Here is a 26164-nt window from a genome sequence, read left to right as displayed (position 1 = left end):
GCGCCTATCGTAGAGGGGCGGTCCCATAATCGGCCGCCATGTCCGTTCCCTCTTCCGATCTTTCGCCTTCAGGCGCCATCACCGATGTCGCCGGCATCGAGGTAGGTCATTTTTCCGACACGCGCCGGCCCACCGGCTGCACCGTGATCCTCGCGCGCGAAGGCGCTGTTGCGGGCGTCGACGTGCGCGGCGCCGCGCCCGGCACGCGCGAAACCGACCTGCTCTCGCCCGGCAACCTGGTGCAGCAGGTGCACGGGATCATGCTGGCGGGCGGCAGCGCCTGGGGCCTGGCCGCGGCCGAGGGCGCGATGCGCTGGCTCGAGGAGCGGAACATCGGCATGGACGTGCGCTTCGGCATCTTGCCCATCGTGCCGGCCGCCGTGCTGTTCGACCTGCCCATGGGCGACGCGCGCGTCCGTCCCGACGCCGCATCCGGCTATGCAGCCTGCGAGGCGGCCAGCAGCGCCCCCCCGGCCGAAGGCAACGTGGGCGCCGGCAGCGGCGCACTTGTGGGCAAGCTCTTCGGCGTGCATCGCGCGATGAAGGGCGGCATCGGCACGGCTTCGGTCACCGTGGGCGGCGTGACGGTGGGCGCGCTGATCGCGGTCAATTCGCTCGGCGACGTGATCGACCCCGACACCGCGCAGCCGGTGGCCGGCGCGCGCACTGAAGACGGCCTGGCACTGCTCGACACGCGCCGCGCCCTGCTGCGCGGCGAGCAGCCCAAGCCGCTGCTTGCGGGCACCAACACCACGCTGGGCGTGATCGCGACCGATGCGGTGCTGACGAAGGTGCAGGCCAACCGCCTCGCCAGCGTGGCGCACGACGGTCTCGCGCGCGCCATCAACCCGGTGCACACGATGAGCGACGGCGACACGCTCTTTGCGCTGGCCACCGGCCGCGTGCCGCTCGAGGGCAATGCCCCCGGCATGACCGTGCTCGGCACCATGGCCGCGGAGGCGGTGGCGCGCGCCACCTTGCGCGCGGTGCTGGCCGCGCGTTCTGTCACCGTGGGCGAAATGCACGTGCCGTGCGCAGCCGACCTCGCCACTACCAAAATTTGAATTGATTCCCATGGCCATGCCCAAGACGCTGAAGCTGATCCTGCTCTCGATCCGCGACCTGATCGCATCGGCCGGCCCGATCGTGTTCCTCGTGATCGGCCTGCTGATTGCCGCCTACTGGTGGCTGCAGCCGCAGCCACCCGGGCATGTGACCCTGGCCACCGGGCCCACAGGCAGCGCCTACTCGCAGTTCGGCAAGCGCTATGCCGAACTGCTCAAGAGCAGCGGCATCGAGGTGGAGCTCAAGGCCACCACGGGATCGTCCGAGAATTTGGAACTGCTTCGCAGCGGCGGCGCCGACGTGGGCTTTGTGCGCGGCGGCAGCGCCGATCCGGTGGCCGACGAGGAAGCCGGTCTCACTTCCCTCGGCAGCCTGTTCTACGAGCCGATCTGGCTCTTCTACCGAGCGGATAGCGCACAGAAGATCGACCGCAAGACGAGCACGCTGACATCGCTCGCGCAACTGCGCGGCTTGCGCGTGAATGTCGATCTCGCGGGCAGCGGCCTGCCCGAGATCATGGAGCGGCTCTTCAAAGCCAATCACCTGGACCCCGACGCGCTGCAGCTTTCCAACCTTGAACAGGCGGCCGCCGCCGAAGCGCTGCAGGCCGGCCTGCTCGACGCCATCGTGCTGTCCTCCGCGCCGCAGTCGCCGCAGGTGCAACGCCTGCTGCGCGCGCCCGACATCAAGCTCATGGACTTCGGCCAGGCCGATGCTTATACCCGGCGCTTTCCGTTCCTCTCGGCGGTCACGCTGCCGCGCGGCGTGGTCGACCTGTCGAGAGACCTGCCGCCTTCCGACGTATCCCTGCTCGCGGCCACAACCTCGCTGCTCTCGCGCGACGAAACGCACCCGGCACTGCGGCAGCTTTTTGCGCAGGCCGCGCAAGGCATGCACAGCGATGCCGGCTGGTTCAACCGCGCGCGCGACTTTCCCAACACGCGCACCAGCGAACTGCCCGTAAGCCCCGAGGGCGATCGTGCCATCAACGGCACGCCGCCCTTCTGGCAGCGCTACCTGCCGTTCTGGGCCAGCAACCTGATCGAGCGCATGTGGCTGGTGCTGGGCGGTTTGCTGGTACTGATGCTGCCGCTGAGCCGCGTGGTGCCGCCGCTCTACCAGTTCCGCGTGCGGCGGCGCGTGTTCCGCTGGTATGCGCGGCTGCGCGATATCGAATCCAAGGTGGATGCGCGGCAAGGCGAGCGCAAGGAGCTGCTCGACGAACTCGACGAGTTGGACCGCGTGGTGAACAAGGTGGCCGTTCCGCTGTCGTACGCCGACGAGCTCTATGCGCTGCGCAACAACATCCACACGGTGCAAAAGCGCGTGCAGATGCGCTGGCCGGAACCGGGCGACTTCGCGCCCCGAACGCCGCTGCCGAAGGAAGCCGCGGAAAGCGCTTGACTTCGAGCGCGCTCCAACTTCGAGAATTCCCGCCATGGAAACCAGCTTGACCATTGCGGAAGTCGCGCAGCGCACCGGCCTCACGGCCCACACGCTGCGCTACTACGAGCGCATCGGCCTGATCGCCGCAGTGCCGCGTGCACCGGGCGGCCAGCGCCGCTATGCAAGCGCCGACATGGACTGGCTGGCCTTCCTGTTGCGCCTGCGCGAGACCGGCATGCCCATCCAGGGTATGCAGGCCTTCGCCAGGCTTCGAAGCCAGGGGGACGCCAGTGTCGGGGAGCGGCGCGAGATGCTCGAACAGCATCTTGCCGAGGTCCAGGCCAAGGTGGCGGCGCTGCAGCAATCCATGCAGGCGCTGTCGCTGAAGATCGCGCATTACCGAGCCATCGACAAGAAGCGTCCCTCGTCACCGGGCACTGCCCCGGAAAGGAAGACGAGCGATGACGAACGCACACGCAAGCCAGAACGGCAAAGACAACCTGCGCTACGAACGCGGGCTGGCCAAGCTCCAGCAAATCGACGGTGAAGGCGGCATCAAGGTCGTCGAAAGCCTGGCCAGCATCGCGCCGGATTTCGCCCGCCTCTTGATCGAGTTTCCGTTCGGCGACATCTACTCGCGCCCCGGCCTCGACCTGCGCTCACGCGAGATCGCGGTGGTGGCCGCGCTCACAGCCATGGGCAATGCCGCGCCGCAGCTCAAGGTGCATATCCAGGGCGCGCTCAACGTTGGAGTCACGCGTGCCGAGGTGGTCGAAGTCATCATGCAGATGGCGGTGTACGCGGGCTTTCCGGCCGCGCTGAACGGGCTGACGGCCGCGCGCGAGGTGTTTGCCGCGGAGGCCCCGGTGGGGGAGCCCGCATGAAGCACCGCAGTTTTCGCGTCCGGATGCCGCTGCTCGGCCTGGCGCTGCTTGCGGCTGCGATGAATGCGCCCGCCTCGGCGCAAACGCCCGCCCTGCCGGGCTGGACGCTGGAGAAACGCGCCGTGCACAGCGACCTCTCCTCGCCGGTCGGCATGGCCTACGACGCGGCGGGCCATCTCTATGTCGCCAACTGGTCGGCCGGGACCGTCCTGCGCTTTGCGCCTGACGGTGCCCGCTCGGTGTTCGCATCGGGCTTGAGCGGCCCCAGCGGGCTGGCGATCGGCCCTTCCGGCGACATCTTCGTCGCGTCCTACAGCCAGGACCTTGTGTGGCGCTTCACGCCCGGCGGCAGGCAGAGCGTGTTCGTGAGCGGCCTGGCAACGCCGGCCGGCCTGAGCTTCGACCGCAAGGGCCGGTTGCTGATCGCCAACCGTCGAACCAATCAGATCCTCGCGGCGCATCCCGACGGCAGGATCGAAATCGCCGCGGAGGGGTTGCAGACACCGGTCGGCGCAGTCGAACTGCCGGGCGGCGAGCTGATGGTCAGCAACATCGCGGGCGGCATCTCGCTGGTCGGCCAGGACGGCCGCGCGCGAAGCATTCACGGCGGGCTGCGCAGCCCTGGCCCCGGCATCGTCGCGGACCGGGATGGTGCTGCCGCCTATGTGGTCGACTACGGCGGCACGACGGTCAGCCGCATCGACCGCGAAGGAGGCCGCGTCGTGGTGGCGGACGGCCTTTCGAGCCCGGTCGGACTCACCCGCACACCCGACGGAAACCTGCTGGTCGCCACATGGGGGGCGAATGCGGCCTTTCGGCTGGTGCAGGCGCGTTGAGAAGCCGGCTTGCGCGGCCCATGAAAAAAGCGCGCCACCCTCCAAGGTCGGCGCGCCGTTCGCGTTCCGGAAGAACCGGTGCAGGCTTACTTGAGGGCTTTGTAGCGCATGCGCTTGGGCTTGGCGCCTTCTTCGCCAAGTCGCTTCTTCTTGTCGGCTTCGTACTCCTGGTAGTTGCCGTCGAAGAAGGTCCACTGGCTGTCGCCTTCGGCCGCAAGAATGTGCGTGGCAATGCGGTCGAGGAACCAGCGATCGTGGCTGATGACCATGACCGTGCCGGCGAACTCGAGCAGCGCGTCTTCCAGCGCGCGCAGGGTTTCGACGTCAAGGTCGTTCGAGGGTTCGTCAAGCAGCAGCACGTTGCCGCCAGCGATCAGCGTCTTGGCCAGGTGCAGGCGGCCGCGTTCGCCGCCCGAGAGCGTGCCGACTTTCTTCTGCTGGTCCGCGCCGTTGAAGTTGAAGCGGCCCGCATACGCACGGCTCGCCATCTGGAACTTGCCGACGTTGATGATGTCCAGGCCGTTCGAGATGTCTTCCCACACGGTCTTGTTGTTGGCGAGTTCGTCGCGGTGCTGGTCCACGAAGGCCATCTTGACCGTCGAGCCGATGACGACTTCGCCGGTGTCCGGCTGCTCCTTGCCCGCGAGCAGCTTGAAGAGCGTCGACTTGCCGGCTCCGTTCGGGCCGATGATGCCGACGATCGCGCCCGGCGGCACGGTGAAGCTCAGGTTGTCGATCAGCATGCGGTCACCGAAGGACTTGCTGACGCCGTGGAACTCGAACACCTGCTGGCCTAGCCGCTCCGCCACCGGAATGAAGATTTCCTGCGTCTCGTTGCGCTTCTGGTATTCCATGTCGCTCAGCTCTTCGAAGCGGGCGAGACGGGATTTGCTCTTGGCCTGACGCGCCTTCGGGTTCTGGCGCGACCACTCCAGTTCCTTCTTCAGTGCCTTGGCGTGGGCTTCTTCGCTCTTCTGCTCCTGCGCCAGGCGTTCGCCCTTCTGCTCGAGCCAGGTGCTGTAGTTGCCCTTCCAGGGAATGCCGCGACCTCGGTCCATTTCCAGGATCCACTCGGCCGCGTTGTCGAGGAAGTAGCGATCGTGGGTGATGGCCACCACGGTGCCCGTGAAGCGCTGCAGGAACACTTCGAGCCACTCCACCGATTCGGCGTCCAAGTGGTTGGTCGGCTCATCGAGCAGCAGCATGTCGGGCTTGGACAGCAAGAGGCGGCACAGCGCCACGCGCCGCTTTTCGCCGCCTGACAGCAGGCCGATCTTCGCGTCCCACGGCGGAAGGCGCAGTGCGTCGGCGGCGATTTCCAGTTGGTGTTCGGAATCGGTGCCGGCGGTGGCGATGATGGCTTCGAGCTGGGCCTGCTCGGCCGCCAGCGCGTCGAAGTCGGCGTCTTCGGCACCATAGGCGATGTAAACCTCTTCGAGGCGCGCCTTGGCCGCAAACACCGCACCCATGGACTCTTCGACCGATTCGCGCACCGTGTGCTCGTTGTTGAGCTTTGGTTCCTGCTCCAGATAGCCGATCGTCATCCCGGGCATGGGCAGCGCCTCGCCCTCGAACTCCTTGTCCACACCCGCCATGATCTTGAGCAGCGTGGACTTGCCCGAGCCGTTCAGGCCGAGCACGCCGATCTTGGCGCCGGGGAAGAAAGAGAGCGAAATGTCTTTCAAGAGCTGCCGCTTGGGCGGCACGGTCTTGCTGACGCGGTTCATCGAATAGACGTATTGAGCCATCTGGGGGTAGTTACCTTGGGTAGCGGAGATTCGGGGAAATCGCGGGCATCCGAAAGCGATATTCGGGCGCGGCAAACCACGCATTATCGACTCATGCCACAATACTCACCGTTGCCGGGTCCAGTTGCCCGCAACACCGGCTCTCTGCCGGGGACGAAGAAAGCCCTCAATCACGACGGGTTTTTCGGCTCCCACCCCTGACCTTCATCAGCCTTGACTGGCTCGGCGTTGCAAAAAGCGCCAAGCGGGCCGATGCCACTGCGCCGTGTATGGCGCTTATTGTTTCCAATGAATTTTGACGAACTGAAGCTGGCTCCCGCCATCTTGAAGGCTGTGCACGAGCACGGTTACGACACCCCCACCCCCATCCAGGCGCAAGCCATTCCCGCGGTTCTCGACGGGCACGACCTGCTCGGCGGCGCCCAGACCGGCACCGGCAAGACGGCCGCCTTCACCCTGCCGATGCTGCACAAGCTCAGCACGGGCGCGAGCGCCACCAACAAGTTCGGCGGCATCGGCATTCGTGCCCTGGTGCTCACGCCCACGCGCGAACTCGCGGCCCAGGTCGAAGAGTCGGTCCGCACCTACGGCAAATACCTGGAGCTTGACTCCACGGTGATCTTTGGCGGCGTGGGCATGAACCCGCAGATCAGCAAGCTCAAGAAGGGTGTCGACATCCTCGTGGCCACCCCCGGCCGCCTGCTCGACCTGCAGCAGCAAGGCATGCTCGACCTGAGCCAGGTCCAGATGCTGATCCTGGACGAAGCCGACCGCATGCTGGACATGGGCTTCATCCACGACGTGAAGAAGATCCTCGCCCTGGTGCCCCGGGAAAAGCAGAGCCTGCTGTTCTCGGCAACCTTCAGCGACGAAATCCGCGACCTGGCCGCCACGCTGCTCAAGAACCCGCAAAGCATCCAGGTCACGCCGCGCAACACCACCGTGCAGCGCATCACCCAGGTGATCCACCCGGTGGGCCGCGGCAAGAAGAAGGCGCTGCTCGCGCACATCATCAACGAGAACAAATGGAGCCAGGTGCTCGTGTTCACGCGCACCAAGTTCGGCGCCAACAGCGTGGCCGAATTCCTGACCAAGAACGGCATCGAGGCGATGGCGCTGCACGGCAACAAGAGCCAGAGCGCGCGTACGCAAGCGCTGGCCGGCTTCAAGAGCGGCGACATCCGCGCGCTGGTGGCCACCGACATCGCAGCCCGCGGCATCGACATCGATGAGCTGCCGCACGTCGTGAACTACGAAATCCCGAACGTCAGCGAAGACTACGTTCACCGCATCGGCCGCACCGGCCGTGCCGGTTCGAGCGGCGAGGCCGTGAGCTTTGTCTGCCTGGACGAAGAAGGCTTCATGCAGGAGATCGAACGCTTCACGAAGCAGACGATTCCGGTGCAGTTCGTCGAAGGCTTCGGCCCTGAAGACGGCGAACGCGCCGAGCCGATCGCCATGGGCCGCCAGACGATCTGGGGCGGCGCCGGCCGTCCGCCGAGCCGCGACGTGATGCAGGCGGCCGCCAAGGCTGCCCGCACCGAAATGCTGCAACGCATTCGCGAGAACAAGGCCGGCCAGGGCGGCGGCGAACGCGCCGGTGGCGGTGGTGGCGGCAACGGCGGCGGTCAACGCCGCGGTGGCGGCCAGGGCGGTGGCGGTCAAGGCCGCAACGCCAATGGTGGCGGTCAAGGCCAGGGCCAGGGCCCGCGTGGCCAGGGTGCCCGTCCGGCACAAGGCCGCGGACCGCAAGGCCCGGCACGCACGCCGCACCATGCGCCCCAGCATCATCATCAACAACAGAATCACCTGCCGCATGACGAGCGCCAGCCGCGCCATCACGGCAACAGCCACAGCCCGACGCAAGCCAACCAGGTGGCACACCTGCGCGCCGAAGCAGTCGCAGGCGGCGATGGCCAGCCGGATCCGTTGCGCACGAGCGTTGACCACATGGGTGGCGGCCGCGGTCGCGGCCGTCCGGGCGGCGGCGGTGGTGGCGGCTACGGCGGCAACCGTTCGGGCGGCGGTGGCCGTTCGGGTGGCGGCGGTGGCTACGGCGGCGGTGGTGGTGGCAATCGCTCCGGCGGTGGTGGCGGTGGCCGTTCTTTCGGCCGCTAAGCGGAACGTCGGGTAGAACACAACTATCCCGCAAACGAACAAGGGCACCTCGGTGCCCTTTGTTTTTTCTGTCCGGGCCGTCAGCGCGGCGGCGCCGTGTTCACCCGGATGTTCTTTGCGATCCGGGTGGCCAGGGCGGTCACTGCGTCGTCATAGCTGCGGGCCACCGCTTGCGGCTGCGCCACCAGTTCGCCAAAGCTCCCCCAGCGATCGCGCGCATTGGCCGGCACGCTGCCTGAAGAATCGCCGCTGGCGTCGGCACCGTAGTAGATGGTCTCGGAGTACACGGTATCCCCGTCCTTGGCGCTCATCAGGTAGGCGCTCAGGTTCACGCGCGGCACATAGTCGGTCGAAAAGCGCGCCGAAGACATGCCGACTTCGTTGAAGTAGACGTGCAGCACCGGCTCCGAAGTCGGCAGGAGTCCGTAGTCGATGTTGTCGGGCGACGCCGCCGGCCTGGAAACACCTTCGAGCGCCTGCGCCTGGTAACCCTGTGCACTCAGCTGCGCGACCAGCGCCGCCGTCATCTTCGGGCCCATGTCGTTGCGGACGGACTCCATTCGTTCGTTGAATTCAGAGCCCTTGACCCGATCGGCAATCGACTGCCACAGCACCCCGAGCGGGATGCCCTTGTTCTCGGTGTGAAGCTTCTTGATCGGCGCCACGGGAATCACCATGACGCGGGTGACGGTGGGAAGCTCCGCCACGGTAGCGGGCCTGGAGCCGCAACCCGCGAGCACCAGGAAGCCCGTGGAGGCCAAGGTTAAGAGAACGCGGCGGGATGGGAGGCGGTTGATGGGTTTCACGGTGTCGCTTCAGAGCTTCCCGCTGTCGGCGGAGTTGTGCACGATCTGGATCAGCACGTCGGGCGTGTAGGCCCTCGTGCGCGAGATCTCGGCAATTTCTCCGCCTGCGGTGCCGGCGAAGACCAGCACGCCCTGCCCTTTGTAGGCAAGGTAATGGCGCCACCGATCTGTGCCGTTGTAGGTGGGAATCCAGGCCTTGCCTGTGTTCCGGACGGTTTCGGCGCTGGGCTTACCCGCGATCTTGATGACTTCCGCGTAGCTCATGCCGGGCCGAAGCTGCGCGAAAGGGGTGCCGGGCAACGGCTGGCCGACCGCGGTGCGCTCTTCGTCTTCTTGCGCTGTGACCAGCGCGCGCCGGCTGGGCTCGTACAAAGGGGCAGATTGGCAGGCGGCCAGTGCAACGCAAACCAGCAAGACAGCACAGGTCGATCGAATCATCATCTTTATTCCTCCCGTTGAAATTTGGCGCGAACATGAGAGCCCGCCAACACGGATGAAAAGTCCGCAGCATCGAATTGTCGTTTTACAAGTCCCGACACAATCGTTGCCAGGGTGCGAACCCGGCGCATTTATTGCGTTTTTGTCAACTGCTCCACACAACCGCATTCACGGTGGTTTTGCCTATTAGTACCAAAGGCGTCTCCCAGACTTGGCACAGCGCCGGACACAATCGCGAGCCATGCAATACATCCCGCCCAACTACGCCACCCTCTTCGTCGCCACCTGCAACCTGTTGAATCTCGCGAATCCTCATCGCGTGTTCTACGAGAACCAGGACCCATACGACGAACGCGAATACGAGCGCAAGATCGACTGGATCGGCGAGCGCATTCGTGCGCTCAATGCCGACGTGCTCGCGGTGCAGGAAGTCTGGGACGAAAACGCGCTGAGAGCCGCCATTGCGCGCAGCGGCTTGCGCTACGACTTCGTCGCGGTGCCTGGTGCCGAAAACACGCCGCCGCACAACGGCGCACAGGGCACGCCGCGGGTCGGCATTGCCACGCGGCTGCAGGTAGACCGCGTGCAATCGTTCGTCGACTTTCCACCTGGTTTCGGGGTCGAGGTGCCGGGCCTCGGCCCGCACACGCGCTTCGAGCGCCCGCCGCTTCTGGTCACGCTGCGCATGAAGCACGGGCAGCAGGTGCACGTGCTCACGGCGCACCTCAAGTCGAAGCGGCCCAAGTTTCTGCAGGACGCGCAAGGCAACTCACTGGAAGACCGCGAGGACCGCAAGGTTGGCGTGATGGCGTCGCTGCGCTCGCTCGTCATGCGCGGCGCCGAGGCCGCCGCCCTGCGCTGCATCGTGCTCGATCTGCTGCAGGGTACGAACACGCCGCTGGTGGTGATGGGCGACTTCAACGACGACCCGCACAGCGTCACCACGCAACTGGTGGCCGCCACTTCCGAAGTGGCCTACGACAAGGCCGCGCGCGACGTGGCGCTTTTCAACGCCTACGAGATGCAGGGCGAATCGGCGCTCAAGAAAGACGTGGCCTACTCCCACATCCACCAGGGCTTTCCGGCCGTGCTCGACCAGGTCTTCGTGAGCGAAGAATTCGTGGCGACGAGCCGCAACAGCCTGGGCGACGTGCGCCGGGTCGACTACTTCAACGACCACCTGCACGAAGGGCGCGACCGCTCGCGCTCGGACCACGGCTTTGTGCGCGCGCTTCTCCGGCTGCGCACGGACTGAGCCGAAAGTCGAGAAAACTCAGGGCATGCGCCGGCCGCTCTGGCGGTCGAACAAGTGCACCCGGTCGACGTCGATGGCAAGGCCCACGGTCTCATCGGGCTGCGCGTCGACACGGCCATGCACCGCCAGCACCAGTTTCGCTTCGCCCACCTGCACCAGCAGTTCGGTCTCGGCGCCCGTGGGCTCGACCACGATCACCTGCGCATTGACGCCGCTGCCGCCGCCCAGCGTGATGTCGCCCGGACGGATGCCGTAGTGCACCGGCTGGCCATCGGGTGCCGAGGTGCCCGCTGGCACGGGCCAGCGCGCGCCGTGCGCCTCGACCCAGCATTCCAAGCCAGAGCGCCGCACGGTGCCTTCGATCACGTTCATCGACGGCGAGCCGATGAATTGCGCGACGAACAGGTTGTCGGGGCGGTCGTACAGGTCGAGCGGCGTGCCGATCTGCTCGACGATGCCGTCGTGCATCACCACGATGCGGTCGGCCATGGTCATGGCTTCGATCTGGTCGTGCGTCACGTAGACGGTGGTGGTCTTCAGCCGCTGGTGCAGCGCCTTGATCTCGGCGCGCATTGCCACGCGCAGCTTGGCGTCGAGGTTGGAAAGCGGCTCGTCGAACAGGAACACCTTCGGGTCGCGCACGATGGCGCGCCCCATGGCCACGCGCTGGCGCTGGCCGCCCGACAGCTCGCGCGGATAGCGTCCGAGCAGTGCATCGAGGTTGAGGATCTTGGCGGCGCGCGACACGCGCTCGTCGGTCACCGACTTCTCGGCGTTGCGCAGCCGCAGGCTGAAGCCCATGTTCTCGCCCACCGTCATGTGCGGATAAAGCGCATAGCTCTGGAACACCATGGCGATGTCGCGGTCCTTCGACTCGAGGTCGTTGACCACGCGGCTGTCGATCATGATCTCGCCGCCGCTGATGTCTTCGAGGCCAGCGAGCATGCGCAGCAAGGTCGACTTGCCGCAGCCCGAAGGGCCGACCAGCACGACGAACTCGCCGTCGGTGATGTCGAAGCTCAGGCCTTGGATGATCTGGACCTTGCCGAAGGATTTCTGGATATTGCGAAAGGATACGGAAGCCATTTTTATTCCCAGGTTTCGCTCAGCTCTTGACGGCGCCGGCGGTGAGCCCGCCCACCATGTAGCGCTTGAATGCGTAATAGATTGCCGCGGGCGGCAATGCGTAGATGAGACCGGTCGCCATCAGCAGCTCCCACGGCGAATCGTCGGCCGAGAGGAAGTTGCCGAGCGCCACCGCCAGCGTCACGCTCCTGTCGTTCGACAGCAGCAAGAAGGCATAGAGGTACTCGTTCCACGCCAGCAGCAGCGAATAGGTGCCCACCGCCACCAGCGACGGCACCATGAGCGGCAGGTACACCAGGCGGAACAGTTGCAGCGGCGAGGCGCCGTCCATGCGCGCAGCCTCGTCGAGCTCGTAGGGCAGCTTGTCCGACGCCTGCTTCAGCACCCAGATGCAGTACGGCGATGCAATGGTCACCATGGCAAGGATCAGCGCCCACTGGCTGTTGAGCAAGCCATAGTTGCCCATGGTCTTGTACATCGGCACCGCAAGAAAGGCCGCGGGAATGAAGTAGGTGAAGAGCGCCAGGTTCATCACCGTGCGCCCGCCACGCACGCGCAGACGGCTGATCGCGAACGCGGCCGTGGTCGCCACGAACAGCGTGAGCACGCCGACCGAAACCGCGATCAGCAGCGAGTTCCCCAACTGCAGCCAGAAGTGGTCGAGATAGAAGTGCTTCTGCTGGAACACGATGCTGAAGTTGTCCAGCGTCGGGTTCTTGGGCCACAGGTGGCCCGAGGTCGCGGAGTCCTTCGACGAGATCGCGAAGAGCACCATGTGGTAGACCGGGATCAGCGTCCACAGCAGCACTGGAATGCCGATCAGCAGCAGCTTGGCCTCGGTCGCTATGGCCTTGGGGGTCCAGCGCTTCATTTCGAGAGCCTTTTCATCATGAAGTAGACAAGCGGCAGCACGAGGGGCAATGCCACCACGATCGATGCCATCGACAAGTCGACCTGGTCCAGCCGCAGATAACGGATGCCCAGCGTTGCGAGCACGTGCGTCAGGTCGGCAGGTCCGCCGCCGGTCAGCAGGTAGACGCTGTTGAAATCGCCCAGCGTCCAGATCATCGAAAGAATGAGCGACGTGACGTAGAGCGTCTTCAGTGCGGGCCAGCTCACGAAGCGGAACTTCTGCCACGACGAGGCGCCGTCGACGGACGCAGCTTCATACTGCTCGGTCGGAATGGCCAGCCGCCCCGCCACCAGGATCAGCGTCCAGAACGGCAGCGACTTCCATATGTGCACGACCATCGCCAAGGACAGTGCCAGCGAAGGATCGTTGAGCCAATTGGGACCATCCGCGCCGGTGAGGCGGAAGATGGTGCTGTTGATCACGCCCCACTCGGGGTTGAGCATGAAGCGGATCGACAAAATGGTGGGAATCGACGGCATCGCCCAAGGCAGGATGAAGATCGCCGAGACGATCTTGATCCACCATCGCGATGTCACGAAGAAACCCGAGAGCACAAGGGCCACGAGCATCTTGATGTTGATCGCCACGACCAGGAAGATGGCCGTGTTGATCACCGAGCGGAAGAAGATCGGGTCTTCAACCAGCTTGACGTAGCTTTGCGGATGGCGCGCGAGCCACAGCCCGTACCCCACCGGATAGAGCACGAACACCACGAACACCAGCAGGTAGGGCACGACCATGACCGCGCCCCAGAACTGCCAGCGCGCGTGCCGCGCCCCAAGATTAACAACAGGCGCCAGGGATGGCGCGGCGGTGGCAGTGGAGCTCATGCGAGTCAGCCCGGTGAAGGTGTTTCCGAATGCGGCTTACTGCGCCGCGACCGTCTTGATGCGAGCGATCATCTCGTCGACCGCCTTGTCCACCGGCACCTTGTCGGTGACCACGCGGCTCATGGCCTTGGCCCAGACGTTCTCGTTGTTGAGCACGGTGAACTTGTAGTTCTTGGTGAACTCGAAGGTCACGGTGCCGGCGGCGTACTGGTTGAAGACCGAGAGGCGATGCGGATCGGCCTTCCAGAAGTCACGCTGCTGCGCGGCCTTGGTGACCGGGAACCAGCGGCCCAGCGAACCCTCGACGTACGGCGTCAGGTTTTCTTCCTGCAGCAGGAAGGCAACGAACTCCTTGGCACGAGCCTTGTTCTTGGAGTCCTTGAACACCACGCCGGTCTTCACCGCGCTGCGGTAGACCATCTTGCTGCCATCCGGCTTGCTCGGAAAGCCCGCCGTGCGGATGCGCTCCGTGTAGTTCTTGCGCGCTTCCTCGCGCTGCTCGGGCGTGAGCGTCGCGTTGTTCGAGTCGTCGAGCCACTTGGCGGCAATGGAGATGGTCGCGTTGTGCGTCATCAACGTCGTCTTGTTGTGGAACGCGACGTTGTTGTCCGGGTCTTTCCAGCTGGTCGCCGACGGCGGCGTGCAGCCCTTGGTGTAGGGCGAGGTGTAGTCGGTCAGAGCGCCGATCAGGCCAGTGCGGACCTTCGGGTCGTCGACCAGCAACTTGCCGTTGTCGTCCACCAGCTTGACGTTGTACGCATCCATGAAGGTCAGGAACGAATAGAACGAGTCGCTCGAATCCACGCCCATGGGCATGCCGATGCCGAAGGTGCGCTTGCCGCTTTTCTGGCGGCTGGCGGTTTGCGCCTTTTCGCACCAGAAGGTCCAGTAGTCCTTCCAGGTGGTGGGAATGTCGGTTTCCTTGAGGCCGGCTTCGGTCAGCATGTCGAGCCAGTACTCGACGTGCATCGTCTGCTGCTTGATCGGGAAGGCGTAGTACGCCTTGGTCTTGGTCTGCTCGTTGTGCAGGTACGTGGTCTCCAGCGTGTTGGGCGCGAAGCGGTCCTTCATGGGCGCGAGCACGCTGCTGAGGTCTTCGAGCTTGCCGTCGTAGGCCCACTTGCCCGTGACCTGGAAGTCGTACACGTCGGCGTACGCCACGTCGGGCGGGCTGCCCGAGTCGAGTGCGGACACAGTCTTGGGGATCATGTCCTGGATCGGGTACTGCGACAGTTCGATCTTCACGTTCTTGTTCTTGTCCTCGAACTTCTTGATGGCGGCGAACAGCGCATCGTCCTCCGCCTTGTAGAAGCCCTTCACCCACCAGACGGTGAGCTTTTCCTGCGCGGCGGCGGGGCCTGCCGCGGCCAACAACCCCAGCGCAAATAGCGTCGGCGCTATCAGCGATTTGACGACTTTCATGGTGTCTCCTCTTCTTCGGTGGAAATGCTCGAAACACGAGCGTGGTGAAAAACCTCTTGCAACCTGCCAGGAAGGCTAATGCGCCTTGAGCCGGGGCGGCGGGCGGCTGAGCCGCGGCAGCCGCCTGCGCGAACCGAGCACGTCCTCGATGTCCTGGCGCGCGCCGTCGATGAGGCGGATGATCGCGCGCTCGGCCTTGGCCGGATCGTGCGCAATCACCGCATCGAGCACCGCGCGGTGCATCGGCAGCGAGAGCGCCGGACCGTCGGGCTTGGTGGTCGAAATCTCGAAGCTGGTGCGCAGCAGCGCATTGAGCGCCTTGCTCATCTGAGCCAGCATGCGGTTGCGCGCGGCGCTCAGTAAGCCGGTGTGAAAGCGCAGGTCGAAAGTGACGTAGTCGCCGCCGTTTTCCACGGCCTCTTTCATGCCGGCGTAGGCGCGCTCGATCTCCTGGATGTCCTCCGGGCTCGCGCGCTCGGCCGCGAGTCGCACGGCGGCCGGCTCGACCACACGCCGCAGGTCCTGCAGGTCGCGCAGGAACTCGGGCGTGAGCCCGGCGCGCGACTGCCAGGTGATGACGTCGGGGTCGAACCAGTTCCACTTGTCCTGCGGCAGCACCCGTGTGCCCACCTTCGGCCCAGTCACGATGAGGCCCTTGGCGGCGAGCGACTTGATCGCCTCCCGCACCACGGTTCGGCTCACGCCCAGTTCCTCGCCCAGAATGGGTTCGGCCGGGATCGACGCACCAATTGCATAACGGCCGGCCACGACAGCTTCGCCGAGAAGCTCGAGCGTGCGACCGTGGATGTTCTTGATCATGTGCGTGATGTGAAATTTGATATGCCGACGCTCGAAAACACTAAGGGTCCGACATGTACTTCGCACTTATCATATGATGATTGAAATGACCGATTGGCAGGACAAACCCTGAGGTTTGGAGTCGTAAGCGGTCGTAAACGGAGACAACCGATGAGCACTTCCCCCAAGAAAAAAGCCAGCGAACTGCGCAGCCAGCAATGGTTCGGCCGCAATGACCGAGACGGTTTCATCTACCGAAGCTGGGTCAAGGGCAAGGGCGTACCGCACGACCAGTTCGACGGCCGCCCGGTCATCGGCATTTGCAACACCTTCAGCGAACTCACGCCCTGCAACTCGCACTTCCGCACACTGGCCGAGCAGGTCAAGATCGGCGTGTACGAAGCCGGCGGCTTCCCGCTCGAGTTCCCGGTGATGTCGCTCGGCGAAACGCTGCTGCGCCCCACCGCCATGCTGTATCGCAACCTCGCGAGCATGGACGTGGAAGAAAGCATTCGCGGCAATCCGCTCGACGGCGTGGTGCTGCTCATGGGCTGCGACAAGACCACGCCCGCGCTCATGATGGGAGCAGCCAGCGTCGACCTGCCGACCATCGGCGTCTCCGGCGGCCCCATGCTCTCGGGCAAATGGCGCGGCCAGGAACTGGGCTCCGGCACCGGCGTGTGGCAGATGAGCGAGCAGGTGCGTGCCGGCACGCTCAAGCTGCAAGATTTCTTCGAGGCCGAAAGCTGCATGCACCGCAGTCACGGCCACTGCATGACGATGGGCACCGCGAGCACCATGGCCTGCATGGTCGAGTCGCTGGGCATCGGCCTGCCCGGCAATGCGGCCTACCCGGCTGTGGATGGGCGTCGCAACGTGCTGGCGCGCATGGCCGGGCGCCGCATCGTCGACATGGTGCATGAAGATTTGCACATGTCGAAGATCCTCACGCGCGAGGCGATCGAGAACGCGATCAAAGTGAACGCGGCCATCGGCGGCTCCACCAACCTGGTCATCCACCTGCTGGCCATTGCGGGCCGCATTGGCGTCGACCTCAAGCTGGACGACTTCGACCGGCTCGCCTCCGAACTGCCTTGCCTGGTCGACCTGCAGCCCTCGGGCCGCTTCCTGATGGAAGACTTCTGCTACGCGGGCGGGCTGCCGGTGGTCATCAAGGAGATCGCGGAGTACCTGCACAAGGACGTCATCACGGCCAACGGCCAGACGCTGTGGGACAACGTGAAAGACACCGAGAACTACAACCCGCAGGTGATCCGTCCGCTGGCCGAGCCGTTCAAGGAAAACGCCGGCATCTGCGTGCTGCGCGGCAACCTCGCGCCCAACGGCGCCATCATCAAGCCCAGCGCCGCCACGCCGGAACTGCTGGTGCACAAGGGCCGCGCGGTGGTGTTCGAAAACGCCGACGACTTGCACCAACGCATCGATGACGAGAACCTCGACATCGACGAGCATTGCATCATGGTGCTAAAGAACTGCGGCCCGCGCGGCTACCCTGGCATGTCCGAGTCGGGCAACATGCCGCTGCCCCCCAAGGTGCTGCGCAAGGGCATCACCGATATGGTGCGCATCAGCGACGCCCGCATGAGCGGCACCGCCTACGGCACCGTGGTGCTGCACACAGCACCCGAGGCCGCCGCCGGTGGGCCGCTGGCGGTGGTGCAGGATGGCGACATCGTCGAGCTCGACGTGCCCAACCGCAAGCTGCACCTGCACGTGAGCGACGAAGAACTGGCGCGCCGTCTCGAGAAATGGGTTGCGCCCAAGGCGCCGCTCGATTCCGGCTACTGGAAGCTCTATGTCGACACGGTGCTGCAGGCCGACCAGGGCGCCGACCTGGCTTTCTTGCGCGGCCGGCGCGGTGCCTTCGTTCCAAGGGACAATCACTAGCACTGGGCACACCCCAGGCTTTCCCCAAGGAGTCGCATTGACATGAGCAGATTGGTGGCGGTCGACTGGGGCACGAGCTCCCTGCGCGGCGCGCTGCTCGATGCCCGCGGCAAGGTGCTCGAGGAGCGCAGCGATGCGCGCGGCATTCTCAAGGTGCCGGCGGGCGGCTTTCCGGCGGTGTTCGAGTCGCTGTTCGCCGACTGGATGCAGCCCGCGGGCACGCGCTGCCTGATCTCCGGCATGGCCGGCAGCAAGCAGGGCTGGGTCGAGGCGCCCTATTGCGCCTGCCCCGCTGGCCGCGTCGAAGTGGGCCGCCAGATCATCGACATCGATGCGCTGCCGGGCGCGCGCATCTCCATCGTGCCGGGCCTCAGGGATGAGCACGCCGGCGTTCCCGATGTGATGCGCGGCGAAGAAGTGCAGATCTTCGGCGCCATGGCGCTCATGGATGTCGATGAAGGCGTCTTCGTGCTGCCGGGCACGCACAACAAGTGGGCCACGGTCAAGAAGGGCCGCGTCAAGGGCTTTCGCACCTTCATGACGGGCGAGTTCTATGCGCTGCTGAGCCAGCATTCGATCCTATCGCGCACGCTCGATGCCAACGCACCGCTCGACGAGGCGGCCTTCGTGGAGGGCGTCACGCGTTCCGACAACGGCCAGGGCCTGCTGCACAACGCTTTCGGCGCCCGCACGCTGGCGCTGTTCGAGCGCATGCCGACGCAGGAACTCGCCAGTTATCTATCGGGCCTCCTGATCGGCGAAGAGCTGCGCACGCAATCTCTGCATGCCTCCGGCGAAGTGGTGCTGATCGGCTCCCCGGCTCTGACACAACGCTACGCGCTGGCGCTGCACGCCACCGGCATCGCCACGCGCACGATGGGCGCCGAAGCCACCTGGGCCGGGCTGCATGCGCTGTCCGTTTTTCTCGACGCAGACAGAACCTCCTCATGACCACTCCGCAAGAAAAATTCGAAGCCGCGATGCGCGAGCTGCCGCTGGTCGCCATCCTGCGTGGGCTCACGCCCGCCGAAGCCGCCGACGTGGGCGACGCCATCGTCGAGTCCGGCTTCCGGCTGCTCGAAGTGCCGCTCAATTCGCCCAAGCCCTACGCCAGCATCGCGCTGATGCGCACGCGCTTTCCCGAAGCCCTGGTGGGTGCCGGCACGGTGCTCGACGTGCAGCAGGTGCGCTACGTTCATTCGGCGGGCGGCGAGTTGATCGTTTCGCCCAATTTCAATGCCGAGGTGGTCGCCGAAGCGGTGCGGCTCGGGATGGTCTGCCTGCCCGGCGTGATGACGCCGACCGAGGCCTTCGGCGCGCTGGCCGCGGGCGCGACCGGTCTCAAGCTGTTCCCGGCTGAACTGGCATCGCCGGCCGTGGTGAAAGCCCTGCTCGCGGTGCTGCCCGCCGGCACGCCGCTGATGCCCGTGGGCGGCATCACACCCACCAACATGGCCGAATGGCGTGCGGCCGGCGCGGCCGGCTTCGGCATCGGCTCTGCGCTCTACAAGCCCGGCAAGCAAGCGTCGGACGTGCGTGCCGACGCCGAGAGATTCGTCGCCGCCTGCACGGGCGCAATCCACGCCTGAAAAAAGGCTTCACCTCTTTCGTCGTTTTCTTCTTCACCCAACATCCACGAGGCCCCGTCGATGTCCGCAGATTCAGACTACGCCAGCCCCGCCGTGCGCAAGTTGCGCGAAGACCTCTCGCTCGCCTTGCGCGCAGCCGCCCACCATGGCCTCTCGGAGGGCGTCTGCAATCACTTCAGCGTGATGCTGCCCGGCGCGCAAGACCGCTACCTGATCAACCCGCGCGGCCTGCACTGGAGCGAAATCGGTCCCGACGACATCGTGCTCATCGACGTGCACGGCGAAGTGCTTGCCGGCCGCCACCGGGTGGAGCCGACCGCGCTGTTCATCCATGGCGCGGTGCATCGGCTGACCGGCCACGCGGTCGTGCTGCACTGCCACATGCCCTACGCCACCGCGCTCACGCTCACGGCCGATCGCGCGCTCGATCCCACGCTGAGCCAGAACGCAATGCGCTACATGAACCGCATCGCGATCGATGCGGTCTACAACGGCCTGGCACTCGACGACGCAGAGGGCGAGCGCATCGCGCATGCCATGGAAGGCAAGGACGTGGCGTTCCTGGCCAACCATGGCGTGATCGTGGCGGGCGCCACCATTGCACATGCCTACGACGATCTCTACTATCTGGAACGCGCCAGCCTGCACCAGGTGATCGCGCAATCGACCGGGCGGCCACTGATCCCGGTCGATGCGAAGCTGGCGGCGCATGCCGCGGCGCAGATCCAGGGCGAGCGCGAGCAATCCGACCTGTTCTTCGAGGCGCTGCGGCGCATGCTGCCACCCCCGCCACACGGCTGACGTCCGTTCGGCTGCTTTCGCATCGGAAATGCGGCGCTTACGATGGCGGAACTGCCGCGCAGCGGCTTACAGCTCTTTATCCGATTTCGCTCCAGCCTTACACAGCGTTCACATGGAGCCACGACGATAGGGCTTCCAACCACTCCATTGGAGTTGCCATGAAAAAGCTCACTCTCGCATTTGGCGCCGCGGCCCTGCTCTCGCTGGCAGCCCTCAGCGCACCGGCGCAGGCACAGGCCGGCGGCCGCTTCATCCAGACCCAGGTGTATGTGGTGCCTGCGCCGCCGCCGCCGCCGCGCCATCACTACTACGTGGCGCCGCCTCCGCCGCACCACTACTACGGACCGCGCTACAGCGACCATGACCGCTACGAGCATCGGCATCGCCGGTGGGAAGAGCGCCGCCACGGCCGCAGGGACTATGACGGGGACGGCGTGCCCAACCGTTACGACCGCCGGCCCGAGAATCCTTACCGGTACTGATTCGCCGCAGCGCGAGGTTCGGGCCTGTGCGGCGGCAAATGCCACCGCATAGGCGGGCGAATTGCCGGCAGGCTTTGTGCCCGCTCAGGCTTGCGCCACCCGCCGCAGCAGCCCGGTGGTCGTGCGCGGCCAGCCCACGCGGCCAAACCATGCGCCGCCCGCAATGGCCGAAGCGATGACCGTGCCGTACAGCACCAGCGCCACGCCCTGCGCCGCAAAGACGCCGGTCAGCCCGCCGCCCCATTGGAAAGCGAGCCAGCCGCCGATGCCCGCCACGGAAAGGCGTGTGATGTTGCCCAGCACCGGCCACAGCAGGCGCCCTGCCCCCTGCGAGGCGAAATACAGAACCAATCCGACACCGAAGAAGCCATAGAGCGGCCCCACCAGCCGCAGGTAGTGCGTGCCGGTTTCGAGCATGGCGGGGTCATTGCCGAACAGCAGCAGCCAGGGCCGCGGAAACAGCGCCGCCGCCAGGCCAATGCTTTCAGTGAGCACAAAGGCAATGGCCGCACCGGCCCAGGTGGCGCGCAGCGCGCGTTCCCGCTGGCCGGCGCCCATGCAGGTACCGACCATGGCGACCAGCGGCGCACCCAGGCCGAACACCAGCGGCACCAGCAGGTACTCGAGCCGCGACGCGGTACCATAGCCGGCCAGTGCGCCGGGACCGAAATGGCCGGTCAATGCAGTGGCGGTGCCGATCGACAGATTGGTGGCCACGGTTGCGACCGCGGCCACGAGGCCGACGCGCAGGATCTCGCGGAACAGCGGCCAGCGCAGCTTCATTGCGGCAAGCGTGGGTCGCAGCAGGCTGCGCGGCGACCGCAGGTAGACGATGAGCGCCACCGAGCCCAGCAGGTAGTACAGCAGCAGCGCCATCGCGCCGCCCGCGATGCCCATGCCGGGCAGCGGGCCCCAGCCGAAGATCAGGAGCGGCGATGCGGGAATGAGGAACAGCACCCCGACCACCGAAACATTCGCCGGCACCGACATGTTGCCGGTGCCGCGGATGACGGCCGCGAGCGAGTTGAAGAGCCACACCAGCACGGCGCCCGCGAACACCCAGTTCGAATAGGTCAGCGCCGCGTCCAATGCGGCGCCCGTGCCGCCCATGACGCCGTACAGCCAGCGCCCGCCGAGCAGCAGCGCGAGCGAAAAGCACAGGCCGAATCCGAGCGCGATGACCACCGCGTGCCAGACCAGCGCATCGGCATCATCGCGGCGGCGCGCACCCAGTGCACGGGCAATCGACGAGGCGATGCCGCCGCCCATCGCGCCGCTCGACATCATCTGCATCAGCATGACGATGGGGAACACCAGCGCCATGCCCGCCAGCGCATTCGTGCCCAGCTTGCCCACGAAATAGGTTTCGATGAGCCCGACGGAGGCCTGCGCCAGCATCACGAGCACATTGGGCGCGGCCAGGCGCAGCAGCGTGGGCACGATGGGCGCCTCGAGCATGCGGCGCGTGCGCGGATCGAGTTCCTGGCTCATTCATCGACCTCCGTGCTGTGCGCCGCGGTGCGCGCTCATGCGGCCGCCAGCTTTGAACGCGCGAGCCGCGCTTCGCGGATCGGCAGGTGCACCAGCGCGGCGCCCGCGGCGAGCGCGATGTCGATGTACCAGACGATGTCGTAGTTGCCCGTGGCCTGGAACACGTAGCCGCCCAGGTACGCGCCCAGGAAACCGCCGATCTGGTGCGCCAGCATCACGATGCCGAACAGCATCGCCATGTTGGCCGGCCCGAACATCTTGGCGACCAGGCCGGCGGTGGGCGGCACGGTGGACAGAAAGGTCACACCCATCACGGCGGCGAACACAAGCATGACCAAGGTCGTCTTCGGCGCCAGCAGGAACACCAGCACGGCGATGGCGCGCGTGGCATAGACCAGCGACAGCAGCGACTTCATGCGCCAGCGCCCGACGGCCCAGCCCATCGCAAGGCTGCCGACGATGTTGAAGAGCCCGATCATTGCGAGCGCCCAGCCACCGACCTCGGCCGGCAGCCCGCAGGCCGCGACGACGCCGGGCAGGTGCGTGGCCAGGAAGGCAACGTGGAAGCCGCAGACCAGGAAGCCCAGACTCAGGTAGCGGAAGCTGGGCGTCGCGAGCGCCTGGCCGATGGCCTGGCGCGCACTCAGCGGCTTTGTGCCCGATGCGGCCGCTGAAGCCGCGGCCATTGCGTTCGAATTGCCCTTGAGCACCCATGCGGCCGGCAGCGCCAGCAGCACCAGCACGCCGAGCCACTGCATGGCGCCGGCCCAGCCCACGGCCGCCGTCAGGCCGACGGCGATCGGCGCCATCGCGAACTGTCCGAAGGAACCGCCGGCATTCACCAAGCCGGTGGCCAGGCCGCGCTTGTCCGCCGGCACCAGGCGCGTGGTCGCGGCCATCAGCACCGAAGGGCCCGCCATGCCGGCGCCGCCGGCCGCGAGCACGCCAATGGCGAAGATCAGGCCCGCCGTGCTCGTCATGAGCGGCGTGATGAGCGTGCCGACGGCCACCAGCAGCACGCCGATGAACACCACGCGCCCGGTTCCGATGCGGTCGGCCACGGCGCCCGCAAAGGGTTGCGTGAGTCCCCACCAGAGCTGCCCGAACGCGAACGCGAGGCTGATGCTGCCGATCCCGAGAGCGGTCGAGGTGTTGAGCGCCGAGAGGAACAGCCCCATCGTCTGGCGCACGCCCATCGTGAGCGCAAAAGCGCCCGCGGCCGCAAGCAGCACGAGCCAGAGCGCATGGCGCCGCAAAGAGGTTTCATTCATCGCGGGCTCCTGTTTGGTCTTCCGGCTGTCCATCGCCCAGGCCTGCGCGCTGCAGCAATTCCAGGCTCTCGTCGAGAAGGGCATGCAGCGCCAGCACGCGCTCCGTGCCGAGGATGTCGTTGAGCGCGAGCTGCGCGCCGTGCCAAAGGCGCTGCGCCTCGGCTCGCTTCTCGCGGCCCGCATCGGTGATCGCCAGCATGCGGCTGCGCGCATCGGGGCCCTCGGTCTGCACCAGGAAGCCCGCCGCCAGCATAGGCTTGAGATTGCGCGTGAGCGTGGAGGCGTCGACGTTCATCTCGCGCGCCACGTCGACGGGGCGGAGCGGCCCGAAATGCAGCACGTGCGAGAGCAGTGAATACTGCGTGGTCTTGAGCCCGCTAGGCGCAACGTGCGCGTCATAGAGGCGCGACGCCAGCCTGGAGAGCCGGCGCAGACGGAAATTGGTACATCCTTGGGGCTTCAGCTGAGGCTTCAGAGCGGTGTTCATGCTTTTCATTGTAGCTACAATGATTGTATATGCAACTATCAAGGAATTCTTTCATGACCGAGCCGTCCCATGTCATCGACGCGTGGATCGCCCAAGAGGCCGAGATCGTCCAACGCCTCGATGCGGGACCCGGCCCTGGCCTGGCACGGCCTGAGCAGATCGCCGGCAAGACCGGGCTCGAAATGATGCAGGCCATGCTGAGGGGCGAGATTCCCTTTGCGGCCATTGCCAAGACGCTCGACTTCACGCTGCTTTCCGTCAGCCCCGGCGTGGCGGTGTTCCAGGGCACTCCGCTGGCGCAGCACTTGAACCCGCTCGGCACCATCCACGGCGGCTGGATTGCCACGGTGCTCGATTCCGCGCTGGGCTGCGCGATCCACACCATGATGCCGGTGGGCCGCAGCTACACGACGGCCGAGCTGAGCGTGAACTTCGTGAGAGGCGTCACACCCCAGGTGCAGCGGGTTCGCGCCGAGGGCAAGGTGATCCATTGCGGCCGGCAGCTCGCCACCGCCGAGGCACGGCTCGTCGGGCCCGACGGCAAGCTGTACGCGCATGCCACCACCACCTGCCTGGTGTTCGAGATTCCAACGCCACGCTGAACCGGCCACCGCCATGCCTCCGACGCCCGACGACCCCTCGCTTGCACCGGCCTTCAAGGCCCTTCTCGACCAGCGTTACAGCTGCCGCGGCTACCTTGCCGATCCGGTACCGAGAGAAATGATCGATGCCATCCTCCAGCTCGCGCAGCGCACCGGCTCATGGTGCAACTCGCAGCCCTGGCAGGTGATCGTGACCAGCGCCGCCGCTACCGAGCGGCTCCGCCAGGCCTTCGACTCGGCAGAAGCCGCGGCCGATGCCGCGTTCGACATCGCGCCTCCCTCCGAATACCGCGGCGTGTACCTCGAGCGCCGGCGTGAATGCGGCTTCCAGCTGTACGAAAGCGTGGGTATCGCACGCGGCGACCGCGAGGCTTCGGAGCGGCAGGCGCGGGAGAACTTCCGGTTCTTCGGCGCGCCACACCTGGCCCTCGTCACTACCGAGGCGGTGCTCGGCACCTACGGCGCAGTGGACTGCGGCGCCTATGTCAACAATTTCGTGCTCGCGGCCCGCAGCTTCGGTGTGGCCAGCATCGCCCAGGCGGCCGTGGCCTCGCGCGCAAAGTTCCTGCGCCGGTGGTTCGACATTCCGGACGATCGCCAGGTGGTGTGCGGCATTTCGTTTGGCTACGAGGATGCCTCGCATCCCGCGAACCGCTTTCGCACGACGCGCGCGGCGCTGGAACAGGTCTGCCGCTGGGTGGATTGAAGGTCCACAGGGGCGGCAGGCCCATCCGGGAATCCTTCACCGTGTAAGTGCAAGGACGTAAAAAGCACCCCAAGGGCAGTGATAATGATTCTCATCGTCAGCCACATGGCTGCGATGCTTTTTCAAATACGTCTCTGCACCTGGAGGATCCTTCATGACCGACCGCTTCGGCGTCCAAGGCCGCGCCGCCCGCGCACTGATCGGCGTCTCCGCCGCCTGGCTGGCAGCCGCCGCCTTGCCGGCCTACGCCGCCAATGACGAACTCACGCTCTACACGACGCGCGAGCCCGCGCTGATCCAGCCGCTGATTACCGCCTTCAGCACGCAGAGCAACATCAAGGTCAACACCGTTTTCGTGAAAGACGGCCTGCTGGAGCGCGTCAAGGCCGAGGGCGCGCGTTCGCCGGCCGACGTGCTGATGACGGTAGACATTGGCAACCTGATGGATCTGGTCGATGGCGGCGTGACGCAGCCGGTGAAGTCGGCCGCGATCGAATCGGCTGTGCCCGCCAACCTGCGCGGTGCCGATGGGCAGTGGGTCGCGCTCTCGTTGCGCGCGCGCGTGCTCTACGCCGACAAGAACCAGCCGCTCACCAGCTTCCGCTATGAAGACCTGGCCAACCCGAAGTGGAAGGGCAAGGTCTGCATCCGCGCGGGCCAGCACCCCTACAACACGGCACTGGTGGCGGCGATGATCGCGCACGACGGCGAGGCCAAGGCCGAACAGTGGCTGCGCGGCGTCAAGGCCAACCTGGCCCGCAAGGCCACCGGCGGCGACCGCGACGTGGCGCGCGACATCCTGGGCGGCATCTGCGACATCGGCCTGGCCAACTCGTACTACGTCGGCCAGATGAAGAGCGCCAAGGAAGGCACCGATGCACGCAAGTGGGGCGACGCCATCAAGGTGATCCGCCCGACCTTCGCCAACGCCAAGAGCGGCGGCACGCACGTCAACATCAGCGGCGCGGCCGTGGCCAAGAATGCGCCGCAGCGCGCCAATGCGGTCAAACTGATCGAGTTCCTGGTGTCGGAGCCGGCGCAGACGCTCTACGCGCAGGCCAACTACGAGTACCCGGTGCGCAAGGGCGTGGCGCTCGACTCGATCATCGGCGAGACCATCGGCGGGGTGAAGGCCGACGCGCTGCCGGTGGCCGAGATCGCCAAGTACCGCAAGCAAGCCAGCGCTTTGGTGGACAAGGTCGGTTTCGACCAGTGATCGAGATGGCCGGGCACGCGTTCCTG

26 protein-coding genes are annotated in these 26164 nt (G+C 66.0%); 15 read left to right on the top strand and 11 right to left on the bottom strand.

Translation table 11 applies throughout. The features are described from left to right. Nucleotides 1-38: 38 nt before the first annotated feature. From ASC78_RS06450 to ASC78_RS06430, 5 genes are read left to right on the top strand one after another with little or no spacing between them, the layout of a single operon-like run. Nucleotides 39-1064 carry a P1 family peptidase gene (locus tag ASC78_RS06450; protein ID WP_055798121.1) on the top strand — a complete coding sequence of 342 codons (1026 nt, stop codon included), beginning with the start codon at nucleotides 39-41 and terminating at the stop codon, nucleotides 1062-1064. A gap of 10 nt (nucleotides 1065-1074) precedes the next feature. Next, entirely contained in the window at nucleotides 1075-2469 is a 1395-nt protein-coding gene (locus ASC78_RS06445) for a TAXI family TRAP transporter solute-binding subunit (protein WP_055798301.1), read from the top strand. Between the two features lie 34 nt (nucleotides 2470-2503). Next, complete coding sequence (locus ASC78_RS06440; RefSeq protein ID WP_055798118.1) at nucleotides 2504-2998, top strand: MerR family transcriptional regulator; 495 nt, start codon at nucleotides 2504-2506, stop codon at nucleotides 2996-2998. Next, the gene (locus ASC78_RS06435) at nucleotides 2913-3335 is read left to right on the top strand and encodes a carboxymuconolactone decarboxylase family protein (protein ID WP_055798115.1); all 423 of its coding nucleotides are present in this window, start codon (nucleotides 2913-2915) and stop codon (nucleotides 3333-3335) included. Before ASC78_RS06440 ends, ASC78_RS06435 begins: the two co-directional genes overlap by 86 nt. Further along, nucleotides 3332-4171 (top strand): hypothetical protein, encoded by an 840-nt coding sequence (locus tag ASC78_RS06430; RefSeq protein WP_157634397.1) that lies wholly within the window; start codon nucleotides 3332-3334, stop codon nucleotides 4169-4171. Before ASC78_RS06435 ends, ASC78_RS06430 begins: the two co-directional genes overlap by 4 nt. An 86-nt stretch (nucleotides 4172-4257) precedes the next feature. On the opposite strand, the gene ettA is transcribed toward ASC78_RS06430, so the two are convergent. Next, nucleotides 4258-5919 (bottom strand): energy-dependent translational throttle protein EttA, encoded by a 1662-nt coding sequence (ettA, locus tag ASC78_RS06425; RefSeq protein WP_055798110.1) that lies wholly within the window; start codon nucleotides 5917-5919, stop codon nucleotides 4258-4260. A gap of 288 nt (nucleotides 5920-6207) precedes the next feature. Here ettA and ASC78_RS06420 point away from each other — a divergent pair, with 288 nt between their 5' ends. Further along, on the top strand, nucleotides 6208-8037 hold the full coding sequence (locus tag ASC78_RS06420) for a DEAD/DEAH box helicase (protein WP_055798107.1): 1830 nt from the start codon (nucleotides 6208-6210) through the stop codon (nucleotides 8035-8037). Between the two features lie 80 nt (nucleotides 8038-8117). Here ASC78_RS06420 and ASC78_RS06415 read toward each other — a convergent pair whose 3' ends face one another. Both ASC78_RS06415 and ASC78_RS06410 read right to left on the bottom strand, forming a co-directional pair. After that, nucleotides 8118-8843 (bottom strand): hypothetical protein, encoded by a 726-nt coding sequence (locus ASC78_RS06415; protein ID WP_235505008.1) that lies wholly within the window; start codon nucleotides 8841-8843, stop codon nucleotides 8118-8120. Between the two features lie 9 nt (nucleotides 8844-8852). Beyond that, complete coding sequence (locus tag ASC78_RS06410) at nucleotides 8853-9284, bottom strand: hypothetical protein (RefSeq protein ID WP_157634396.1); 432 nt, start codon at nucleotides 9282-9284, stop codon at nucleotides 8853-8855. A gap of 238 nt (nucleotides 9285-9522) precedes the next feature. Between ASC78_RS06410 and ASC78_RS06405 the strand changes: the two genes are divergently transcribed. Continuing rightward, on the top strand, nucleotides 9523-10536 hold the full coding sequence (locus ASC78_RS06405; protein ID WP_055798099.1) for an endonuclease/exonuclease/phosphatase family protein: 1014 nt from the start codon (nucleotides 9523-9525) through the stop codon (nucleotides 10534-10536). Nucleotides 10537-10554: 18 nt separating this feature from the next. Here the strand turns inward: ASC78_RS06405 and ASC78_RS06400 are convergent, their stop codons facing one another. From ASC78_RS06400 to ASC78_RS06380, 5 genes are all read right to left on the bottom strand, one after another. Further along, nucleotides 10555-11622 (bottom strand): ABC transporter ATP-binding protein, encoded by a 1068-nt coding sequence (locus ASC78_RS06400; protein WP_055798096.1) that lies wholly within the window; start codon nucleotides 11620-11622, stop codon nucleotides 10555-10557. 19 nt (nucleotides 11623-11641) lie between these two features. Beyond that, nucleotides 11642-12493, bottom strand: coding sequence for a carbohydrate ABC transporter permease (locus ASC78_RS06395; protein WP_055798093.1), 852 nt, complete (start codon nucleotides 12491-12493; stop codon nucleotides 11642-11644). Continuing rightward, the gene (locus tag ASC78_RS06390; RefSeq protein ID WP_082517452.1) at nucleotides 12490-13365 is read right to left on the bottom strand and encodes a carbohydrate ABC transporter permease; all 876 of its coding nucleotides are present in this window, start codon (nucleotides 13363-13365) and stop codon (nucleotides 12490-12492) included. The genes ASC78_RS06395 and ASC78_RS06390 overlap by 4 nt, the downstream gene beginning before the upstream one ends. A gap of 36 nt (nucleotides 13366-13401) precedes the next feature. After that, complete coding sequence (locus ASC78_RS06385; protein WP_055798090.1) at nucleotides 13402-14787, bottom strand: ABC transporter substrate-binding protein; 1386 nt, start codon at nucleotides 14785-14787, stop codon at nucleotides 13402-13404. A gap of 75 nt (nucleotides 14788-14862) precedes the next feature. Continuing rightward, on the bottom strand, nucleotides 14863-15606 hold the full coding sequence (locus tag ASC78_RS06380) for a FadR/GntR family transcriptional regulator (protein WP_055798088.1): 744 nt from the start codon (nucleotides 15604-15606) through the stop codon (nucleotides 14863-14865). A gap of 150 nt (nucleotides 15607-15756) precedes the next feature. On the opposite strand from ASC78_RS06380, the gene ASC78_RS06375 reads away from it, so the two are divergent. The 5 genes from ASC78_RS06375 (at nucleotide 15757) to ASC78_RS06355 (ending at nucleotide 20365) form a co-directional block, all read left to right on the top strand. Beyond that, nucleotides 15757-17493 (top strand): IlvD/Edd family dehydratase, encoded by a 1737-nt coding sequence (locus tag ASC78_RS06375; RefSeq protein ID WP_055798085.1) that lies wholly within the window; start codon nucleotides 15757-15759, stop codon nucleotides 17491-17493. Between the two features lie 42 nt (nucleotides 17494-17535). After that, nucleotides 17536-18444: a 2-dehydro-3-deoxygalactonokinase gene (locus tag ASC78_RS06370; protein WP_055798082.1), complete on the top strand. Its 909-nt coding sequence runs from the start codon at nucleotides 17536-17538 to the stop codon at nucleotides 18442-18444. Then, nucleotides 18441-19082, top strand: coding sequence for a 2-dehydro-3-deoxy-6-phosphogalactonate aldolase (locus tag ASC78_RS06365; protein WP_055798079.1), 642 nt, complete (start codon nucleotides 18441-18443; stop codon nucleotides 19080-19082). Before ASC78_RS06370 ends, ASC78_RS06365 begins: the two co-directional genes overlap by 4 nt. A gap of 60 nt (nucleotides 19083-19142) precedes the next feature. Beyond that, nucleotides 19143-19883 carry an aldolase gene (locus ASC78_RS06360; protein ID WP_055798076.1) on the top strand — a complete coding sequence of 247 codons (741 nt, stop codon included), beginning with the start codon at nucleotides 19143-19145 and terminating at the stop codon, nucleotides 19881-19883. Nucleotides 19884-20041: 158 nt separating this feature from the next. Continuing rightward, nucleotides 20042-20365: a hypothetical protein gene (locus tag ASC78_RS06355; RefSeq protein WP_055798074.1), complete on the top strand. Its 324-nt coding sequence runs from the start codon at nucleotides 20042-20044 to the stop codon at nucleotides 20363-20365. An 84-nt stretch (nucleotides 20366-20449) separates the two neighbouring features. Here ASC78_RS06355 and ASC78_RS06350 read toward each other — a convergent pair whose 3' ends face one another. From ASC78_RS06350 to ASC78_RS06340, 3 genes are read right to left on the bottom strand one after another with little or no spacing between them, the layout of a single operon-like run. Further along, the gene (locus ASC78_RS06350) at nucleotides 20450-21856 is read right to left on the bottom strand and encodes an MATE family efflux transporter (RefSeq protein ID WP_055798071.1); all 1407 of its coding nucleotides are present in this window, start codon (nucleotides 21854-21856) and stop codon (nucleotides 20450-20452) included. A 35-nt stretch (nucleotides 21857-21891) separates the two neighbouring features. Next, a complete protein-coding gene (locus ASC78_RS06345; protein WP_055798068.1) occupies nucleotides 21892-23127 on the bottom strand; it encodes an MFS transporter in 1236 nt (411 codons plus the stop codon). Beyond that, nucleotides 23120-23623 (bottom strand): MarR family winged helix-turn-helix transcriptional regulator, encoded by a 504-nt coding sequence (locus ASC78_RS06340; protein ID WP_443082708.1) that lies wholly within the window; start codon nucleotides 23621-23623, stop codon nucleotides 23120-23122. Before ASC78_RS06340 ends, ASC78_RS06345 begins: the two co-directional genes overlap by 8 nt. Before the next feature lie 44 nt (nucleotides 23624-23667). On the opposite strand from ASC78_RS06340, the gene ASC78_RS06335 reads away from it, so the two are divergent. The 3 genes from ASC78_RS06335 to ASC78_RS06325 all read left to right on the top strand — a co-directional run bounded on the left by ASC78_RS06335 (nucleotide 23668) and on the right by ASC78_RS06325 (nucleotide 26138). After that, nucleotides 23668-24216 (top strand): PaaI family thioesterase, encoded by a 549-nt coding sequence (locus tag ASC78_RS06335; RefSeq protein ID WP_055798066.1) that lies wholly within the window; start codon nucleotides 23668-23670, stop codon nucleotides 24214-24216. Between the two features lie 13 nt (nucleotides 24217-24229). Then, on the top strand, nucleotides 24230-24922 hold the full coding sequence (locus ASC78_RS06330) for a nitroreductase (protein WP_055798061.1): 693 nt from the start codon (nucleotides 24230-24232) through the stop codon (nucleotides 24920-24922). 154 nt (nucleotides 24923-25076) lie between these two features. After that, complete coding sequence (locus ASC78_RS06325; protein WP_055798058.1) at nucleotides 25077-26138, top strand: Fe(3+) ABC transporter substrate-binding protein; 1062 nt, start codon at nucleotides 25077-25079, stop codon at nucleotides 26136-26138. Nucleotides 26139-26164: the final 26 nt, after the last annotated feature.

The organism is Variovorax sp. Root318D1 (assembly GCF_001424835.1).
GTDB lineage: Bacteria > Pseudomonadota > Gammaproteobacteria > Burkholderiales > Burkholderiaceae_C > Variovorax.
This window is presented reverse-complemented; position numbering and strand designations above follow the sequence as displayed.

Bases quoted from the DNA above. Each gene is read 5' to 3' on its own strand.
- ASC78_RS06450 (WP_055798121.1), top strand. From the start codon at position 39: ATGTCCGTTCCCTCTTCCGATCTTTCGCCTTCAGGCGCCATCACCGAT.
- ASC78_RS06445 (WP_055798301.1), top strand. From the start codon at position 1,075: ATGGCCATGCCCAAGACGCTGAAGCTGATCCTGCTCTCGATCCGCGAC.
- ASC78_RS06440 (WP_055798118.1), top strand. From the start codon at position 2,504: ATGGAAACCAGCTTGACCATTGCGGAAGTCGCGCAGCGCACCGGCCTC.
- ASC78_RS06435 (WP_055798115.1), top strand. From the start codon at position 2,913: ATGACGAACGCACACGCAAGCCAGAACGGCAAAGACAACCTGCGCTAC.
- ASC78_RS06430 (WP_157634397.1), top strand. From the start codon at position 3,332: ATGAAGCACCGCAGTTTTCGCGTCCGGATGCCGCTGCTCGGCCTGGCG.
- ettA (WP_055798110.1), bottom strand. From the start codon at position 5,919: ATGGCTCAATACGTCTATTCGATGAACCGCGTCAGCAAGACCGTGCCG.
- ASC78_RS06420 (WP_055798107.1), top strand. From the start codon at position 6,208: ATGAATTTTGACGAACTGAAGCTGGCTCCCGCCATCTTGAAGGCTGTG.
- ASC78_RS06410 (WP_157634396.1), bottom strand. From the start codon at position 9,284: ATGATGATTCGATCGACCTGTGCTGTCTTGCTGGTTTGCGTTGCACTG.
- ASC78_RS06405 (WP_055798099.1), top strand. From the start codon at position 9,523: ATGCAATACATCCCGCCCAACTACGCCACCCTCTTCGTCGCCACCTGC.
- ASC78_RS06400 (WP_055798096.1), bottom strand. From the start codon at position 11,622: ATGGCTTCCGTATCCTTTCGCAATATCCAGAAATCCTTCGGCAAGGTC.
- ASC78_RS06395 (WP_055798093.1), bottom strand. From the start codon at position 12,493: ATGAAGCGCTGGACCCCCAAGGCCATAGCGACCGAGGCCAAGCTGCTG.
- ASC78_RS06390 (WP_082517452.1), bottom strand. From the start codon at position 13,365: ATGAGCTCCACTGCCACCGCCGCGCCATCCCTGGCGCCTGTTGTTAAT.
- ASC78_RS06385 (WP_055798090.1), bottom strand. From the start codon at position 14,787: ATGAAAGTCGTCAAATCGCTGATAGCGCCGACGCTATTTGCGCTGGGG.
- ASC78_RS06380 (WP_055798088.1), bottom strand. From the start codon at position 15,606: ATGATCAAGAACATCCACGGTCGCACGCTCGAGCTTCTCGGCGAAGCT.
- ASC78_RS06375 (WP_055798085.1), top strand. From the start codon at position 15,757: ATGAGCACTTCCCCCAAGAAAAAAGCCAGCGAACTGCGCAGCCAGCAA.
- ASC78_RS06370 (WP_055798082.1), top strand. From the start codon at position 17,536: ATGAGCAGATTGGTGGCGGTCGACTGGGGCACGAGCTCCCTGCGCGGC.
- ASC78_RS06365 (WP_055798079.1), top strand. From the start codon at position 18,441: ATGACCACTCCGCAAGAAAAATTCGAAGCCGCGATGCGCGAGCTGCCG.
- ASC78_RS06360 (WP_055798076.1), top strand. From the start codon at position 19,143: ATGTCCGCAGATTCAGACTACGCCAGCCCCGCCGTGCGCAAGTTGCGC.
- ASC78_RS06355 (WP_055798074.1), top strand. From the start codon at position 20,042: ATGAAAAAGCTCACTCTCGCATTTGGCGCCGCGGCCCTGCTCTCGCTG.
- ASC78_RS06350 (WP_055798071.1), bottom strand. From the start codon at position 21,856: ATGAGCCAGGAACTCGATCCGCGCACGCGCCGCATGCTCGAGGCGCCC.
- ASC78_RS06345 (WP_055798068.1), bottom strand. From the start codon at position 23,127: ATGAATGAAACCTCTTTGCGGCGCCATGCGCTCTGGCTCGTGCTGCTT.
- ASC78_RS06340 (WP_443082708.1), bottom strand. From the start codon at position 23,623: ATGAAAAGCATGAACACCGCTCTGAAGCCTCAGCTGAAGCCCCAAGGA.
- ASC78_RS06335 (WP_055798066.1), top strand. From the start codon at position 23,668: ATGACCGAGCCGTCCCATGTCATCGACGCGTGGATCGCCCAAGAGGCC.
- ASC78_RS06330 (WP_055798061.1), top strand. From the start codon at position 24,230: ATGCCTCCGACGCCCGACGACCCCTCGCTTGCACCGGCCTTCAAGGCC.
- ASC78_RS06325 (WP_055798058.1), top strand. From the start codon at position 25,077: ATGACCGACCGCTTCGGCGTCCAAGGCCGCGCCGCCCGCGCACTGATC.